The sequence below is a fragment of the Micromonospora sp. NPDC005203 genome, from assembly GCF_042872705.1.
In the GTDB taxonomy this organism is placed as follows: Bacteria; Actinomycetota; Actinomycetes; order Mycobacteriales; family Micromonosporaceae; genus Micromonospora.
The window spans coordinates 85,759-102,034 of the sequence record NZ_JBIAKV010000011.1 but is presented as its reverse complement, the minus strand read 5'-3'; the positions used below and the strand labels follow the sequence as shown (position 1 = coordinate 102,034).

Here is a 16,276-nt window from a genome sequence, read left to right as displayed (position 1 = left end):
TCACGCCGGCCCCGCCGACCCGCTGCCTGGTCCACGTTCGGCCAGCTCATCGGCGTCGAGCAGGCTCCGGTCCAGCCGCCCCGACCGGTACGCGGCCCGCCCGATCATCTGGGCCGCGACCGGCGCGGTCGCCAACTGGAAGACCGCCACCAGCGCGACCATGCCCAGGTCCGCCGGAGACCGCAGGCGCAACGCGATGCCCACCAGCAGCAGGAGCACCCCGAGCACCTGCGGCTTCGTGGCCGCGTGCATCCGGCTCAGCGCGTCCGGAAAACGCAGCACCCCGATCGCGGCGGCCAGGCCGAGCAGGGCACCGGCCACCAGACAAGCGCCGCCGAGCCAGTCCGCGATCGTCGCGATCACTGCTGCTCCCGAACGGCGAAGCGGACAAGTGACACCGAGCCCACGAAGCCGAGCAGGGAGAGCACCACGAGCACGGGCAGCGTGGTGGCATGCCTGTTGACCGCCGCCTCGGCGCCCACCGCGCCGACCATGGTGGCGAGCAGCATGTCCGCGGCGATCACCCGGTCCACCAGCGACGGGCCACGGTACAGGCGGGCCAGCGCGAGCAGCGCGGTCACCGACAGCAGGGGGGTGAGGACGACGGCCAGGAACGTGGTCACGGACTGGTTCCCCTCTCGGATCGGTCGGTCTCGACACGGCGCAGTTCGGCGGCGGAACCCACCGCGCGGACGATGCGCCGTTCGACGGTGCGGGTGCGCTCGCGGGCCACGTCGAGGTCCGCCGGTCCGTGGGTGTCGAGCACGTGTAGGTAGAGCGTCCCGGAGTCCCGGTCCACCTCGAGGATCAGCGTGCCCGGCACCAACGAGACCGCCTCGGCGGTGAGCGCCAGATTGAGGTCGGTGGTGACCCGCAGCCGGACCGCGACGATCGCCCCGCGCGGCCGGTAGCCGGGCTGCACGGCGATCCGGGCGATGTGCAGGCTCGCGCTGACCAGCTCGACAACGAACCGGCCGGCGAACACCAGCAGCGCCCCGGGTCGCAGCCGGCCGCCGAAGCTGACCGCCGGCAGCGGGTAGAAGACCAGCACCGCGCCGCCCACCAGCAGGCCGCCGAGCACGTTGGCCCAGTTGACGTCCCCCCAGAGCAGGTTCCAGACCACCACCAGCCACCCGAGCGCCACCACCTGGTCGCGCCAGCGCCCGAGCCGGCCGCGTCCCACCACCCGGGGCGCGGTGGCGTCGGGAGCCGGCTCAGGGGGGCCAGTCACGGCACGTCGCCCGGCAGCACGGCATCCACGTACGGGGTGCGCAGCCGGAGGTCGGCGGCCGCGTCCGTGGTGACGTCGAACAGCGGTCCGGCCAGCACGGTCAGCGCCAACCCGAGGGCGACCAGGGCGACGGTGGCCCCGACCATCAGCTTCGGCAACCGGACGGCCGGCTCGCTGGTGGCCAGTCGGGGCGAGCGCCAGAAGGCGATGTTCCACACCCGGGACGCCACGTAGAGAGTGAGCAGGCTGGTCAGCGTGCCCGCCGCGACCAGTACCCAGGGCAGCGGACCGCCGGCCGCCACCCCGGCCTGGAGCAGGCCGAGCTTGCCGAGGAAGCCGGAGAACGGAGGTACCCCGGCGAGGTTCATGGCCGGGACGAAGAACAGCACCCCGAGCAGCGGCGCCACCCGGGCCAGCCCGCCGATGCGGCGGAGGTCGGTGCTGCCGGCGCGCTCCTCGACCAGCCCGGCGACGAGGAACAACGTGGTCTGGATGGTGATGTGGTGCACCACGTAGAAGATCGCGCCGGAGAGCCCGGCGGCGGTGCTCAACGCCACCCCGAAGATCATGTAGCCGATGTGGCTGACCAGGGTGAACGAGAACAGCCGCTTCAGATCGGACTGGGCCACCGCGCCGAGGATGCCGATCACCATGGTCAGCCCGGCGACGACCATCAGGAGCACGTCGGCGTGCCCACCGGGGAACAGCAACGTCTCGGTGCGGATGATCGCGTAGACGCCCACCTTGGTGAGCAGACCCGCGAAGACGGCGGTGACCGGGGCCGGCGCGGTGGGATAGCTGTCCGGCAGCCACGCCGACAACGGGAAGACCGCCGCCTTGATGGCAAAGGCCAGGAGCAACATCAGCTCCAGGGCCAGTCGGACGCCGTCGGGCAGGTCGTCGAGGCGCTGGGCGAGTTGGGCCAGGTTGAGCGTGCCGGTGGCCGCGTACACCAGACCCACACCGGTCAGGAAGATCATCGAGGAGAGGATGCTGACCACCACGTACGTCGAACCGGTCCGGATCCGGGTCTCGCTGCCACCCAGGGTGATCAGCACGAAACTCGCGGCCAACAGGATCTCGAAGCCGACGAAGAGGTTGAACAGGTCGCCGGCCAGGAACGCGTTGGTGACGCCCGCGGTGAGCACCAGGTACGTCGGGTGGAAGATCTCCACGGGGCTGGACTCACTGCTCTCGCTGCGACCCTGGCCGACCGAGTACAGCAGCACGCAGAGGGTCACCGCCGACGAGACCACCACCATCAGCGCGGCGAGTTGGTCGGCGACCAGCACGATGCCGACCGGCGCCGGCCAGCCACCGACCGCCACCACCACCGGCCCGTGCCGGTACGCCTGCACGAGCAGCAACAGCGCCACGACGAGCGTGCCGCCCAGACAGGACACGCTTATCGAGCGCTGGAGTCGGGGCTTACCGGCCAGCAGCAGCGTCAGCGCCGCACCGAGCAGCGGCACCACCACCGGCAGCGGCACCAGCGCGCTCATCACGACTCGTGCCCGCGGCGGAGCCGGCGGCGGGCGGGTTCGGGATCGACCTGCTCCGGGTCGCCGTTCGGACCCTCCCCGCCGTGGTCGACAGCGCCGACCTCGTTCCGCGCCGCCCGACGGATGATCTGCCGGTCCTCCAGGTCGTCGGGCACCTCGTCGTCGCCGGTCAGATACCAACTGCGGTACGCCACCGCGAGCAGGAACGCGCTGAACCCGAAGGTGATCACGATGGCGGTCAACACCATCGCCTGCGGCAGCGGATCACTCATCCGCTCCTCGGTACCGGTGCCGACGATCGGCGCCCCACCCCGACGCCCACCCAGCAGGATCAACAGATTCACCCCGTTGCCGAGCAGGATCACCCCGAGCAGAATCCGGGTCAGGGTGCGCTCCAGCAGCAGGATCACCCCGCAACCGACGAGCACCGCGACAGCCAGCACCAACACCAGCGTCGGTCCCGCTTCGCTCGCCGTCACTGTTTTCCCTTTGTTCGCGACTGCGGGGCGCGCAACCCCGGCGCACTCCTCGCGCTCACGGCGTCCACCGCTGTTCGCGACTGCGGGGCGCGCAACCCCGGCGCACTCCTCGCGCTCACGGCGTCCACCGCTGTTCGCGACTGCGGGGCGCGCGAACCCGGCGCACTCCTCGCGCTCATGCCCGCTCACCCTTGTCGACGGCCAGGCCGCCGGTGGCCGTTCCGGTGGCCTCGATGTGTCGGTCCACCTCGGCGCCGAGGCTGCGCAGGACGTCCAGCACCAGCCCGATCACGACCAGGTACACGCCGATGTCGAAGAAGAGCGACGTGACCAGGTGGGCGTCACCGATCAACGGCAGCGACCCGTCGACCTTGGCGCTCTCCAGCACCGATCCGCCGACCAGCAGCGCCACCACACCGCTGCCCACCGACATCGCCAGTCCGGCGCCGAGGATCGCACCGGCGCCGATCGGGGCGGCCTCGGTCAACTCGTACCGACCCCCGGCCAGATAGCGGACCACCAGGGCGAGACCCGCCACCAGACCGCCGGCGAAGCCACCGCCCGGCGCGTTGTGCCCGGAGAAGAGCAGGAACAGGGAGAACAGCACCACGGTGTGGAAGATCAGCCGGATGACCACCTCCAACACGATCGAGCGGCGCTCCTCGTAGAGGGTGGGACCGCCGCGCAGCCACACCGGGCGGCCGGGCTCGTCGGTCCGCTGGTCCGAGTCCGGCCGGCGCGGTCGCGGCCCGGTCCGGGACCGCTCGAAGATCAGGCTGGCCACCCCGGTCGCGGCCACCACCAGCACCGCCAACTCGCCCATGGTGTCCCAGGCCCGGATGTCGACAAGTGTCACGTTCACCACGTTGCGGCCGTACCCCTGCGCCACCGCCAGATCCGGGAAGGCGGCGGAGATGTCCGGGGCCCGGCGGGCCCCGGCGGCGGTGAGGGCCAGCCCGGCGGCCACCAGACCCACCGCTACCCCGATCGCCCGACGGACCCAACGGGTACGCCGCAGCGGGCGGGCCGAGAACCGCTGCGGCAGGCGACGCAGCACCAACACGAAGACCGCGATCGTCGCGGTCTCCACCAGGAACTGGGTGAGCGCCAGGTCGGGTGCGCCGTGCAGGACGAAGAGCATCGCGGTGCCGTAGCCGGTCATGCCCACCAGCAGCATCGCGGTCAGGCGACGGCGGGCGCCGACCGCCAGCACCGCGGCGACCGCGATCACCACCACGACCACCGGTTGGAGCAGGTTGTCCCAGAGCGGGATCCGGGCCCGCCACGGGCCGGCGGAGAGCATCGCCGCACCGGGCACCAGCACCAGCGTGACCAGGATGATGCCGAGATACTGCGGCAGCGAGCCGCGCTGGGTCGCGCCGGTGACCTCGATGGCCAACCGGTCGAACCGGCTCACGACCCACTCGTACCCCTGGTTGCCGCTGACCGGCGAACGCAGCCGGGCCAGCACCGGGGCGACTGGCGCCCGCACGGCGAAGAGCAGGCCACCGCCGGCGAGCGCCAGCACGGTCAGGCCGAGAGCCGGGGTCGGCCCGGACCAGAGCGCCAGGTGCGCGTCGACCCCACCGAGCAGATCGGCGTACGGGCGCAGCACGTCGTCCAGCACGCTCGCGGCCGGGCCGGCGAGCAGCCCGACCCCGGCGAGCACCGCTGGCGGAAGCAGCAGCGACGCGGCGATCGGGCCGGGCCGGGCCGGTGCCACACCCGGGCGGTCGGCGAACGCGCCCCAGAGGAAGCGGGCGCTGTACGCGACCGTGAGCACCGTCCCGGCGACCAGGCCGGTGAGGAGCACGGGCTGGTCGGTGAACGCCCCGAACACCGCCTCCTTCGCGACGAAGCCGACGAACGGCGGCACACCGGCCATCGACGCCGCGGCCAGCACCGCGACCACGAACAGCGGCCGGGACCAGCGCCGCAGCCCGGACAGCTCCCGCAGGTCACGGGTGCCGGCGCCGTGGTCGATGATGCCGACGACCAGGAACAACGCCGCCTTGAACAAAGCGTGCGCCAGCAGCATCGCCGTGCCGGCCAGGGCGGCGTCCGGGGTGCCCGAGCCGGTCACCGCGACCAGCAGACCGAGTTGGCTGACCGTCCCGTACGCCAGCAACAGCTTCAGGTCGGTCTGCCGCAGCGCGGCCCAGCCGCCGAGCAGCATGGTGGCCACGCCGGCGATCTGCACCACCGGCCGCCACGGCCCGACCGTGGCGAGCACCGGCGCGAGCAGCCCGACCAGGTAGACGCCGGCCTTGACCATGGCGGCGGCGTGCAGGTACGTGCTGACCGGAGTGGGCGCCGCCATCGCGACCGGAAGCCAGGAGCTGAACGGCAGCACCGCCGACTTGGACAGCGCGCCGGCCAGGATCAGCAGCACGGCGACCACCAGGTACCCGCCGCCGGGTGGTGGCTGGGCGGCGATCTCCGACCACCGGTAGGTGCCGGCGTGCACGCCCAGCATGATGAACCCGACGAGCATGGCGAGCCCGCCCAGCGTGGTGACTGTCAACGCCTGCGCCGCCGCCCACCGGCTGGACCGCCGCTCGGTGCTGTGCCCGATCAGCAGGTACGAGAAGATCGTGGTGAGTTCCCAGCCGACGTAGAGCAGCAGCAGGTCGTCGGCGAAGACCAGGACGAGCATCGCGCCGGCGAAGGCGACCAGGACACCGACGTACCGTGCCAACCCGCTCGATCCGGCGTCGAAGTAGCGGGCGCTGTAGACCAGCACCAGCGCGCCGACGCCCCCGATCAGCAGCGTCATCAGCCAGGAGAGCGTGGTGAGCCGGAACGCGATGTCGAGGCCCAACTGCGGGATCCACCGGTACGTCTCGACCACCGCCCCGCTGTCGCCGACGGCCGGGGTACGAGCCAGCGCCCAGCAGAAGGCGGCAGCCGGTACCAGCGCCAGCGGGTAGCACGCGCGGGATCCCCACCGCCGGACGAGCAGGGGCGCGACGAGGGCCGCCACGAGGTGGAGGACGAGAAGTACCAGCACCTGCGCTCCCGATCCAGGTGGCCGGCGCTCGTGCAGCGGCGGCCCCTAGCAGCGATCAGACGCCAGTTTGTCGCTCACCGGGCGGTTTTGCCGGAATTCCCCCGCTAGCCCAGCCGGCCGCGAAACGGCTTTGACACCCGCGCTAACCCAGCCGGCCCGGCAGGGGGCGGTCCTGGCGCAGCTCGGTCAGCAGGTCGGCGCGGCCGAGTTGGCGGGCCACCCGGTCGACCACCCGTTCCGCGGCGGCCAGTGAGCGCACCGAGAGCAACCGACCACGGCTCTCCCGGCGGAGCACGAAGTAGTGGACGGCGGCGCGGACCTGGCCACGATCGGCGGCGCTGGCCTGGGCGGTGCACAGGACCAACTCCCGGAGGCAGCGGGCGAGGCGTTCGGCGAGCTCGAACTCGGGGCCGTGCAGGCCGCCACGGAGGGCTGCGAGGTGGCTGTCGACCTTGCGAATCAGCACGTCGGTGCCCGGTTCGACGGTGTGCTGCTCGCCGGCCATCACATCCCCTCACCCCGGTTCGCGTTGGCAGTGAAGTTACTTTATGTTGCTCCTTAGAAGCAAGCAGTTAAGTGAGACTTAACGCATTAAGCGCACGTTCCATGCTTTTTGCTTCTGTCGGCCGCATTCCGCCGCCGGTCGGTCGTCGTTGTCGTACCGGCGGGGCAGGATGGACCGGTGACCGGGGCAGACGCAGACGCCGGCGCGGTGCTCGCCGACTTCGGCCCGGCCACCCGCGCCTGGTTCGAGGCGGCCTTCGCCGCCCCCACCGCCGCGCAGACCGGCGCCTGGCGATCGGTCGCCGCCGGCCGCAGCGCCCTCGTGGTCGCACCCACCGGCTCCGGAAAGACGCTCGCGGCCTTCCTCTGGTCACTGGACCGGCTCGCCCGCGAGCCCGCACCGGCCGAGGCTCGACAACGGTGCCGGGTGCTCTACGTCAGCCCGCTCAAGGCCCTCGCCGTCGACGTGGAACGCAACCTGCGCGCCCCACTGGCCGGCATCCGGCAGGCAGCCACCCGGTTGGGCGTCGCACCACCGGACATCACCGTCGGCATGCGCACCGGCGACACCCCGGCCGACGAGCGACGTGCCTTCGCCCGCACCCCCCCGGACATCCTCATCACCACGCCCGAGTCGCTGTTCCTGCTGCTCACGTCCGCGGCCCGCGACTCGCTGCGCGGCGTCCAGACGGTGATCGTCGACGAGGTGCACGCGGTGGCCGGCAGCAAACGAGGCGCCCACCTCGCCCTCTCCCTCGAACGCCTCGACGAACTGCTGCCCGCCCCGGCGCAGCGCATCGGCCTCTCGGCCACCGTCCGGCCGATCGACGCCTGCGCGCAGTTCCTCGGCGGCGCCCGCCCGGTCGACGTCGTGCAGCCGGCCACACCGAAGACCATCGAGGTCAGCGTCCAGGTCCCGGTGGAGGACATGACCCGCCTGGACGAGCAGGAGCAGCCACCGGAGGACGACCTGGGCGGCCCCGGGCCACGCCGGGCCTCGATCTGGCCGGCCGTGGAGGAGCGGGTCTTCACCCTCATCGGGCAGCACCGCTCCACGATCGTCTTCACCAACTCCCGCCGCAGCGCCGAGCGCCTCTGTGCCCGCCTCAACGAACTGGCCGCCGAGGCGGTGGCCGCCGGAGCAACGGCTTCCCGAGCGCTGACCTCGGCAGCGGCGGCCTCCGACGCACCGGCCCCCGACGCCGGGGCCTCCGCGTCGGGCGACGGCGCGATCGTCGTACCCGGCGGGTTGTCGGCGGGCGACGACCCGGCGGGCGACGGCGGCCCGGTGCCCGGCGCGCAACGGTGGGGTGGCCCCGCCGGCCCGCTGCGCAACCGGCCACCGGCCGAGGTGATGGCCCAGTCCGGGGCGGCGGCCGGCGCGGCGCCGGTGATCGCCCGCGCCCACCACGGCAGCGTCTCCCGGGAGGAGCGCAAGCACATCGAGGAGGCGCTCAAGTCCGGCCAGCTCCCGGCGGTGGTGGCCACCTCCAGCCTGGAGCTGGGCATCGACATGGGCGCGGTCGACCTGGTGGTGCAGATCGAGGCGCCACCCAGCGTGGCCGCCGGGCTGCAACGGGTCGGCCGGGCCGGGCACCAGGTGGGAGCGGTCTCCCGGGGCGTGGTCTTCCCCAAGCACCGGGGCGACCTGCTCTCCTGCGCGGTGGTCGCCGAACGGATGACCGCCGGCGCGATCGAGGAGCTGCACTACCCCCGCAACCCGCTGGACGTGCTGGCCCAGCAGATCGTGGCGATGGTGGCACTGGAGCCGTGGCCGCTCGGCGACCTGGCCGTGCTGGTCCGCCGGGCCGCACCCTTCGCCGAGCTGCCCGACTCCGCGCTGCACGCCGTGCTCGACATGCTCTCCGGCCGCTACCCGTCCACCGCGTTCGCCGAGCTACGCCCCCGACTGGTCTGGGACCGGGCCACCGACCTGCTCACCGGCCGCCCCGGCGCGCAGCGACTGGCGGTGACCAGCGGCGGCACCATCCCGGACCGAGGGCTGTTCGGGGTCTTCCTGGCCGGCGCCGAACGGGCGGCCCGGGTCGGCGAGCTGGACGAGGAGATGGTCTACGAGTCCCGGGTCGGCGATGTCTTCCTGCTCGGCTCGTCGTCCTGGCGCATCGAGGAGATCACCCCCGACCGGGTGCTGGTCTCGCCCGCTCCGGGGCAGGCCGCGCGGATGCCGTTCTGGAAGGGCGACCAGCTCGGCCGCCCGGTGGAGCTGGGTCGGGCCATCGGCGCCCGGGTGCGCACCCTGCTGCGCCAGACCGACGAGGCGGCACTTGCCGCGTTGCGCGACGGCGGGTTGGACGACTGGGCCGCCGGCAACCTGATGGCCTACCTGCGCGAGCAGCGGGAGGCGACCCGATCGCTGCCCGACGACCGCACGGTCGTGGTCGAGCGGTTCCGCGACGAGTTGGGCGACTGGCGGCTCGCCGTGCACAGCGTCCTCGGCGCCCGGGTCAACGGGCCGTGGGCCCTCGCGGTGGGCCGCCGGCTCGCCGAACGGTACGGGGTGGACGCCCAAGTGATGCCCTCCGACGACGGCATCGTGGTGCGACTCCCGGACACCGCCGACGAGCCGCCCGGCGCCGACGTGGTGGTCTTCGAGCCGGACGAGATCACCCAGCTCGTGGAGGAGTCGGTCGGCACCTCCGCGCTCTTCGCCGCCCGCTTCCGCGAGTGCGCCGCCCGGTCCCTGCTGCTGCCCCGCCGCGACCCGCGCCGCCGCCAGCCGCTCTGGCAGCAGCGCCAACGCGCCGCGCAACTGCTCGACGTCGCCCGCGAGTACGCGGACTTCCCGGTCACCCTGGAGGCCGCCCGGGAGTGCCTCCAGGACGTCTTCGACCAGCCGGCGCTGGCCGGGCTGATGCGCGACCTGGCCACCCGCAAGGTGCGGCTGGTCGAGGTCGAGACCAGCGCGCCGTCACCGTTCGCCCGGTCGCTGCTCTTCGGCTACGTCGGCGCGTTCCTCTACGAGGGCGACGCCCCCCTCGCCGAGCGGCGCGCCGCCGCGCTCGCCCTGGACTCCACCCTGCTCGGTGAGCTGCTCGGCCGGGTCGACCTGCGCGAGTTGCTCGACCCCGCCGTGCTCGCCGAGACCGACCGGCAGCTGCGGTGGCTGACTGAGCAGCGCCGCCCCCGCGACGCGGAGGACGTGGTCGAGCTGCTGCGGGTGCTCGGCGACCTGAGCGACGCCGAGCTGACCGAGCGGGGTGTGCCCGAGACCTGGCTGACCGAGCTGGAGGCGACCCGCCGGGTGCTGCGGGTCCGGATCGCCGGCGAGCAGCGCTGGGTGGGTGTCGAGGACGCCGCCCGGTTGCGCGACGCCCTCGGCGTGGCGTTGCCGGTCGGGGTGGCCGAGGCGTACCTCGCCCCGGTGGCCGACCCGCTCGGTGACCTGGTGGCCCGCTACGCCCGCACGCACGGGCCGTTCGCCGCGGCCAGCTGCGCGGCCCGCTTCGGGCTGGGCGTGTTCGTCGTCGAGCAGACGCTGCGTCGGCTCGGCGCCACCGGGCGGGTGGTCTCCGGGGAGTTCACCCCGGATTCGGCCGGCGCCCAGTGGTGCGACGCCGAGGTGCTGCGGATGCTGCGCCGCCGCTCGCTCGCGGCGCTGCGCCGGGAGATCGAGCCGGTGCCGCCCCGGGCACTCGCCACGTTCCTGCCCCGCTGGCAGCAGGTCGGCTCGTCCGCCCGAGGGGTGGAGGCGCTCGCCGCGACGGTGGAGCAGTTGCAGGGCGCGGCGGTGCCGGCATCCGCGCTGGAGCGGTTGGTGTTGCCCGCACGGGTCGCCGACTACTCCCCCGCCCAGCTCGACGAACTGTGCGCCAGTGGGGAGGTGCTCTGGGCCGGGTCGGGCGCGATCTCCGGGGGTGACGGCTGGGTCACCCTGGCGTACGCGGACGCCGCACCGTTGCTGCTCCCGCCACCCGACGAGGCGCTGACGCGTACCCCGCTGCACGACGCGGTGCTCGACGCGCTCGGCGACGGGCAGGCGCTCTTCTTCCGGCCGCTGGCCGACCGCGTCGGTTCGACCGACGACGCCGCCCTGACCACCGTGATCTGGGATCTGGTCTGGGCCGGGCACCTCACCAACGACACCCTCGCCCCGCTGCGCGCGGTGCTCGGCGCGGGCGGCGCGCACCGCTCCAAGCCGTCCGCGCCGCGTACCCGCTACCGGCGGCCCGGCCGGGTGGCGCTGCCCACCCGGGGTGGCCCGCCGACCGTCGCCGGTCGCTGGTCGCGCCTGCCGGAGCGGGACGTCGACCCGACCCGGCGCGCCGCCGCCCTCGCCGACGTCCTGTTGGAACGGCACGGGGTGGTGACCCGCGGCGCGGTGATGGCCGAGCAGGTGGTCGGCGGGTTCTCGGCGGTCTACCCGGTGCTGTCGGCGCTGGAGGAGCGCGGCGCGGCCCGCCGGGGTTACTTCGTCGAAGGGCTGGGCGCGGCGCAGTTCGCGGTGCCCGGTGCGGTGGACCGGCTACGCGCACTGGCCGAGCCGATGGACGGCACCCGGGGGCGGGGCACACCGGCCACCGTCCTCGCCGCCACCGACCCGGCCAACCCGTACGGCGGGGCGCTACCCTGGCCGGAACGCGTGGTCGACTCCGGCGACGGGGCTGCCCCGGCGACCGGGCACCGGGCCGGCCGCAAGGCCGGCGCGCTGGTGGTGCAGGTCGGCGGTGACCTGGTGCTGTACGTGGAGCGCGGCGGTCGGACGCTGCTGTCCTTCAGCGACGACACCGACACGCTCGCGGTGGCCGGCAAGGCCCTCGCCGACGCCGTGCACTCCGGGGCGTTGGGCGCACTGTCGGTGGAGCGGGCCGACGGCGAGGCGGTGCACTCCTCGCCGCTGCGCGACGCGCTCACCGCCGCCGGCTTCCGGGCCACCCCCCGCGGCCTGCGCCTGCGCGGCTGACCCGCCCCGGGTCGTCGAGCCCCGGCTCATTGCTCAGCGCAGGCCGTTGAGCACCCGCTCGTAGCGCGGGCGCTCGCCCACCGGCGTCTTCGCCTCGAGGTAGTTGAGCACCACCGCGCCACGGCGGTACGACTGGCCGCCCCAGGTCTCCGCGATGTCGCCGGCGCTGGTCTCGTCCGGGAAGACGTAAACGGTAACGGTGTCGGTGGCGATCAGCTCGGAACAACCCAGGCCGAGCCCGTCCGGTCCACAGTCGACCGAACGGTCCAACGGGCGCGACACCGGCAGGCCGGCGGCCCGGAACGCTTCGACGACCTGCTTCGCCCCGGGCACCCCGACCGGGCGTTCGGGCAACACCACCGGCGGTGGACTGGCCGGCCGGCGCTGCATGGGCCCCTGCGGGGCAACGGAGGGCGGGGTCGGCGGGGGTGGCGCACCGCCGGTGCGGGACGGGGCCACCGATGGCGTCGGCGCACTCGACGAAACGGCTGCCGTCGAACCCGGGGCGGACGAGCCGGACGACGCGGGCGAGGCCCTCGGGGGCGCGCTCGACGGGTCGGCGTCGCCACCGCCGCAGCCGGCGGTGAGGGCGACGGCCACCAGCAGCACCGCGACGGCAGGCAGGCTCCGATGTGTCACCAGGGCAGTCTCCCCCGACATCACCACAGCGCGGGAGTGGCCGGTCGGCCACCGCGCTGTCCCATATCCGCCACCCACGTCGGCCACCTGTCGACCGGTACGCTCCGGGGCCGACGAGCGGACGCGACGAAGGGCGGAGGCGGAAGATGGACGGGTTCGAGGTGCGGACGGCGCGATCTGCCGAGCGGGCCGCGATCGACGCGCTGCACGAGCGCGAGTGGGGTGGCCCGTACGTGGTCGCCCACGACACCCGGCACGACGTGCGTACCCTGCCGACGCTTGTGGCTGTCGACCCCGCGGCGGTGCTCGGCGCGCTGACCTACCGCGTCGACGAGGACGCCCTGGAGGTGGTCACCCTCGTCGCGGCAGTGCCCGGCCGGGGCGTCGGCACGGCCCTGCTGTCGGCGGCGACGTCGATCGCGGCCGAGACCGGGCTGGCCCGGGTCTGGCTGATCACCTCGAACGACAACCTGCGGGCACTGCGGTTCTACCAGCGGCGCGGCATGCGGCTGGTCCACGTCGACCCGGGAGCGGTGGACCGCGCCCGCCAGCTCAAGCCGGAGATCCCGCTGGTGGGCGAGGACGGCATACCTCTGCACGACGAGCTGGTCCTGGAACGGCGTACCGCCGCCGGGGGTTAGCCTGCGGGCATGTCCGCAACGCCCTGGATCTCGCTGACCACCGACTACGGCCTCAGCGACGGCTTCGTGGCCGCCTGCCACGGGGTGATCGCCCGGCTCGCGCCGGCCGTCCGGGTCATCGACGTGACCCACCTGGTGCCGCCGGCGGACGTACGACGGGGCGCCGCGGTGCTGGCGCAGACGGTGCCGCACCTGCCCGTGGGTGTGCACGTGGCGGTGGTCGACCCGGGGGTGGGTACCGCCCGACGGGGCGTCGCGTTGGCCACCCCGGGTGGGCTGCTGGTCGGTCCGGACAACGGGCTGCTGCCGGACGCCGCCGCCGCTCTCGGCGGGGTGACCGCCGCGGTGCGGCTGATCGAGCCGAGTTGGCTGGCCGATCGGGTGTCCGGCACGTTCCACGGGCGCGACGTCTTCGCGCCCGTGGCGGCCCGGCTGGCGCTCGGCGCGCCCCTGGCCGAGGCGGGGCCGCCGGTCGACCCGGCGGGCCTGGTCCGGCTGCCGACGCCGACGCTGGCCGCCGACGACGAGGGCTTCACCGCCGAGGTGCTGACCGTGGACCATTTCGGAAATGTCCAGTTGGCCGCCTCGGCGCACCTGCTCGACGGACTTCCGGCCGCCCTGCGGGTCGGGCCGCCCGGCGCGGAGCCAGCCCGGCCGGCCGTCCGGGGCCGGACGTTCGGGGATGCCCCGGCGAATGGCCTGGTGGTGTACGTCGACTCGGCCGAACTGGTCGCGGTCGCAGTGAACCGTGGGCGGGCGGTGGACCTCCTCCGGGTTGCCCCGGGTGACGTCCTGCGGGTTTCCCGCTGATATTCGACTGTGGAATGCTGCTCCGGTGGGTGAACAAGTGGTTCCCGTGGGCTGTCCCTGCTGCGCATCCCGGACCGGTGGGGGGACCTGCCCGGTCTGTTTCTGGACCGACGACGGCCAGACCGACGCCGACGCCGACGCGGTCCGGGGCGGCCCCAACGGCGACCTGAGCCTCTCGCACGCTCGACTCAACTACGCCGTCTACGGTGCCAGCCACCCGCGCTACCAGGACATGGTGCGCCCGGCCCGCCCCGACGAGCGCCCCTGATCGACACCCGTCGGGGCCGGCACGGGTCAGCAGACCGGCACAGCGCCTCCGTAGACGACCGAGATGTACGCGTGGCTGACGTACTGGCCGGTGGCCAGACGGTTCCACCGGGTGGTGGTGCGGTAGGGCCCCGCCACCGACTGGCCGGTCACGTAGCACTCGATCGGCACGGTGGCGAACCGGGCGGCGAGGCCACGCGCCGGAGACGAGGTGGTGGCCCCGCTGCGGATGTTGAGCGGTCCGTCACCGACCACGCCGCGCGGCCCACTACCGGTCCACAGGTAGGCGACGTCCACCCAGGCGTTGGTGGTCAACTGGAGGCCGTCCCAGAAGGTGCCGTCGGCCAGGTCGATGGCGGCAGGGTTGAGCACGGTCCGGCCGAACTGGTCCCGACCGCCGTTGTAGCCGGACTGGTAGGCCGCCTGCGCCTCGGGCCGACCCTGCCCCAGGTCCTTCCAGTTCTCCCGCACCGCCGACGGGTTCCAGTAGTCGTCGCGGGTGTTCCACGGCCCGACGTCCCAGACCGGGGCGTACTCGCAGCGGGAGCCGCTGGTGGTGCAGACCCGCACGGTGTAGTCGCCGCTGTTGAGCGGGGCCAGGCTGCGCCGTGACGGTAGCGCCACGAAGTGGTCCCGGGGCTGCACGGTGCGACCGTTGGCGGTCAGCTCGCCGACCAGGCCGATCCGGGTGGCGAACACCCGGTAGGTGATGCCCGGCGTGGTCGCGGAGACGGTGGCGGTCGTGTCGGCGGTCAACCGGACGCCGCGTACCGTCGCGGTGGCGCCGCTGGCGGTGGCGGTGAGCACGACCCTGCTCTGCACCCGGCTCACCGGGCGGTCGAAGACCGCGCCGACGGTGGCGGTGCGCCACTCGGTCCAGCCACTGGCCCGCCAACCTCGGACCTGGGCCTCGACGGTGGCGCCCGCCGGTGTGTGGGCGCTGACCTGGGCGCGGACCCGGGTGGCCGGCCGGCTGAGGGTCCGGGGAGCGCTCAGCAGCATCCCCTCGGCGACAGCGCTGCGCGGGCTGCGTCCGGCCGACCGGGCCTCGCGCAGGCGCAGCCCGGCGGCGGTACGTCGGACGTTGACGTCGTCCCGGTCGACGACGGACAGGTCGGCGTTCCACTGTTCGACGCCAGGTGCGGCGGCGGTGACGGTGAGCGGGCTTCCGGCGGCGGGAGCCTGGCTGGTGATGGGTAGGAGGGTGGCGGTGAGGGCGAGGGTGAGGGTGAGTGGGACGACGAGGGCGAGGGACCGAGTACGACAATGCAGCCTGGACATAGGCATTCTCCTCAGAACTTCTTGACCCTCGCATGTCGGGAGATCATGAGGAACCTGTGTACAAATAGCGACACATGCGAATTCTGCTCAAATGAGGGAGGATGACAGGGTGCCCGAAGGCGACACCGTCTGGAACACCGCGCGTGTGCTGCATCGCGCGCTCGCCGGCGCGCGGATCACCGACAGTGACTTCCGGGTGCCCCAACTCGCCACCACCGATCTCACCGGTTGGACCGTCCGCGAGTCGGCCAGCCGGGGCAAGCACCTGCTGCTGCGCCTCAGCGCCCCGAACGAGGCGCACTGGACCCTGCACTCGCACCTGCGGATGGACGGCGCCTGGCGGGCGTACGCCCCGGGGGAACGCTGGACCGGCCGGCCGGCCCACCTGATCCGGGTGGTGCTGCGCAGCCCGGGCGCCGTCGCGGTCGGCTATCACCTGCACGAGCTGACCCTCGTGCCGACCGCCGAGGAGGACCATCTGGTCGGCCACCTCGGCCCCGACCTGCTCGGCCCGGACTGGGACCCGGCCGAGGCGGTCCGGCGACTCAGCGGCCACCCGGAGCAGACCGTCGGCGAGGCGCTGCTGGACCAGCGCAACCTGGCCGGGGTGGGCAACCTCTACAAGTGCGAGGTGCTCTTCCTGCGCGGGGTGTCCCCGTGGACGCCGGTCGGCGCGGTGCCCGACCTGCCCAGCCTGGTGGCCCTCGCGCAACGGCTGCTCGCCGCCAACCGTGGCCGGTGGACGCAGAGCAGCACCGGTTCCCTGCGCCGGGGCGAGACCAGCTACGTGTACGGTCGCCGCGCCCAGCCGTGCCGCCGCTGCGGCACCGCGATCCGCAAGGAGGAGCTGGGCGAGAGGGTCACCTACTGGTGCCCGGTCTGCCAGCCCGCGCACCCGGGCGCCCTGGAATCCGACTGACCAGGGCCGGGCCTCGACCAAGACCATCCCAGATACGGACGATTGGGTAATTCCTATCCGGCCGTCGGAGTC

At 73.6% G+C, this 16,276-nt stretch carries 14 protein-coding genes; 5 read left to right on the top strand and 9 right to left on the bottom strand.

What is annotated here, in order from left to right:
- The 7 genes from mnhG to ACFYPM_RS23175 form a co-directional block, all read right to left on the bottom strand.
- Complete coding sequence (mnhG, locus tag ACFYPM_RS23205) at nucleotides 1-360, bottom strand: monovalent cation/H(+) antiporter subunit G (RefSeq protein WP_357248048.1); 360 nt, start codon at nucleotides 358-360, stop codon at nucleotides 1-3.
- Nucleotides 360-623, bottom strand: a complete 264-nt coding sequence (locus ACFYPM_RS23200) for a monovalent cation/H+ antiporter complex subunit F (RefSeq protein ID WP_357247414.1) — start codon at nucleotides 621-623, stop codon at nucleotides 360-362. The genes mnhG and ACFYPM_RS23200 overlap by 1 nt, the downstream gene beginning before the upstream one ends.
- Nucleotides 620-1,231: a Na+/H+ antiporter subunit E gene (locus tag ACFYPM_RS23195; RefSeq protein WP_387200468.1), complete on the bottom strand. Its 612-nt coding sequence runs from the start codon at nucleotides 1,229-1,231 to the stop codon at nucleotides 620-622. Before ACFYPM_RS23195 ends, ACFYPM_RS23200 begins: the two co-directional genes overlap by 4 nt.
- On the bottom strand, nucleotides 1,228-2,733 hold the full coding sequence (locus ACFYPM_RS23190) for a Na+/H+ antiporter subunit D (protein ID WP_387200465.1): 1,506 nt from the start codon (nucleotides 2,731-2,733) through the stop codon (nucleotides 1,228-1,230). The genes ACFYPM_RS23195 and ACFYPM_RS23190 overlap by 4 nt, the downstream gene beginning before the upstream one ends.
- Complete coding sequence (locus tag ACFYPM_RS23185) at nucleotides 2,733-3,212, bottom strand: Na(+)/H(+) antiporter subunit C (protein ID WP_387200462.1); 480 nt, start codon at nucleotides 3,210-3,212, stop codon at nucleotides 2,733-2,735. The genes ACFYPM_RS23190 and ACFYPM_RS23185 overlap by 1 nt, the downstream gene beginning before the upstream one ends.
- 175 nt (nucleotides 3,213-3,387) lie before the next feature.
- Nucleotides 3,388-6,222 (bottom strand): Na+/H+ antiporter subunit A, encoded by a 2,835-nt coding sequence (locus ACFYPM_RS23180; RefSeq protein ID WP_387200459.1) that lies wholly within the window; start codon nucleotides 6,220-6,222, stop codon nucleotides 3,388-3,390.
- Between the two features lie 142 nt (nucleotides 6,223-6,364).
- Nucleotides 6,365-6,727: a hypothetical protein gene (locus tag ACFYPM_RS23175; RefSeq protein WP_387200456.1), complete on the bottom strand. Its 363-nt coding sequence runs from the start codon at nucleotides 6,725-6,727 to the stop codon at nucleotides 6,365-6,367.
- A gap of 177 nt (nucleotides 6,728-6,904) precedes the next feature.
- Here ACFYPM_RS23175 and ACFYPM_RS23170 point away from each other — a divergent pair, with 177 nt between their 5' ends.
- Nucleotides 6,905-11,647: a DEAD/DEAH box helicase gene (locus tag ACFYPM_RS23170; RefSeq protein WP_387200453.1), complete on the top strand. Its 4,743-nt coding sequence runs from the start codon at nucleotides 6,905-6,907 to the stop codon at nucleotides 11,645-11,647.
- A 33-nt stretch (nucleotides 11,648-11,680) separates the two neighbouring features.
- Here ACFYPM_RS23170 and ACFYPM_RS23165 read toward each other — a convergent pair whose 3' ends face one another.
- Complete coding sequence (locus ACFYPM_RS23165) at nucleotides 11,681-12,286, bottom strand: hypothetical protein (protein WP_387200450.1); 606 nt, start codon at nucleotides 12,284-12,286, stop codon at nucleotides 11,681-11,683.
- Nucleotides 12,287-12,432: 146 nt separating this feature from the next.
- On the opposite strand from ACFYPM_RS23165, the gene ACFYPM_RS23160 reads away from it, so the two are divergent.
- From ACFYPM_RS23160 to ACFYPM_RS23150, 3 genes are read left to right on the top strand one after another with little or no spacing between them, the layout of a single operon-like run.
- Nucleotides 12,433-12,927 carry a GNAT family N-acetyltransferase gene (locus ACFYPM_RS23160; protein WP_387200447.1) on the top strand — a complete coding sequence of 165 codons (495 nt, stop codon included), beginning with the start codon at nucleotides 12,433-12,435 and terminating at the stop codon, nucleotides 12,925-12,927.
- A 9-nt stretch (nucleotides 12,928-12,936) separates the two neighbouring features.
- Nucleotides 12,937-13,737 (top strand): S-adenosyl-l-methionine hydroxide adenosyltransferase family protein, encoded by an 801-nt coding sequence (locus ACFYPM_RS23155; RefSeq protein WP_387200444.1) that lies wholly within the window; start codon nucleotides 12,937-12,939, stop codon nucleotides 13,735-13,737.
- A 25-nt stretch (nucleotides 13,738-13,762) separates the two neighbouring features.
- Nucleotides 13,763-14,005 (top strand): CPCC family cysteine-rich protein, encoded by a 243-nt coding sequence (locus tag ACFYPM_RS23150; RefSeq protein ID WP_110566168.1) that lies wholly within the window; start codon nucleotides 13,763-13,765, stop codon nucleotides 14,003-14,005.
- A gap of 26 nt (nucleotides 14,006-14,031) precedes the next feature.
- Here the strand turns inward: ACFYPM_RS23150 and ACFYPM_RS23145 are convergent, their stop codons facing one another.
- Nucleotides 14,032-15,285, bottom strand: coding sequence for a hypothetical protein (locus ACFYPM_RS23145; RefSeq protein ID WP_387200441.1), 1,254 nt, complete (start codon nucleotides 15,283-15,285; stop codon nucleotides 14,032-14,034).
- 109 nt (nucleotides 15,286-15,394) lie between these two features.
- Here ACFYPM_RS23145 and ACFYPM_RS23140 point away from each other — a divergent pair, with 109 nt between their 5' ends.
- Nucleotides 15,395-16,204 (top strand): DNA-formamidopyrimidine glycosylase family protein, encoded by an 810-nt coding sequence (locus ACFYPM_RS23140; RefSeq protein ID WP_387200438.1) that lies wholly within the window; start codon nucleotides 15,395-15,397, stop codon nucleotides 16,202-16,204.
- Nucleotides 16,205-16,276: the final 72 nt, after the last annotated feature.

Coding starts and splice junctions, on each gene's coding strand:
- ACFYPM_RS23190 (WP_387200465.1), bottom strand. CDS start 2,733: ATGAGCGCGCTGGTGCCGCTGCCGGTGGTGGTGCCGCTGCTCGGTGCG.
- ACFYPM_RS23175 (WP_387200456.1), bottom strand. CDS start 6,727: ATGGCCGGCGAGCAGCACACCGTCGAACCGGGCACCGACGTGCTGATT.
- ACFYPM_RS23160 (WP_387200447.1), top strand. CDS start 12,433: ATGGACGGGTTCGAGGTGCGGACGGCGCGATCTGCCGAGCGGGCCGCG.
- ACFYPM_RS23155 (WP_387200444.1), top strand. CDS start 12,937: ATGTCCGCAACGCCCTGGATCTCGCTGACCACCGACTACGGCCTCAGC.
- ACFYPM_RS23145 (WP_387200441.1), bottom strand. CDS start 15,285: ATGTCCAGGCTGCATTGTCGTACTCGGTCCCTCGCCCTCGTCGTCCCA.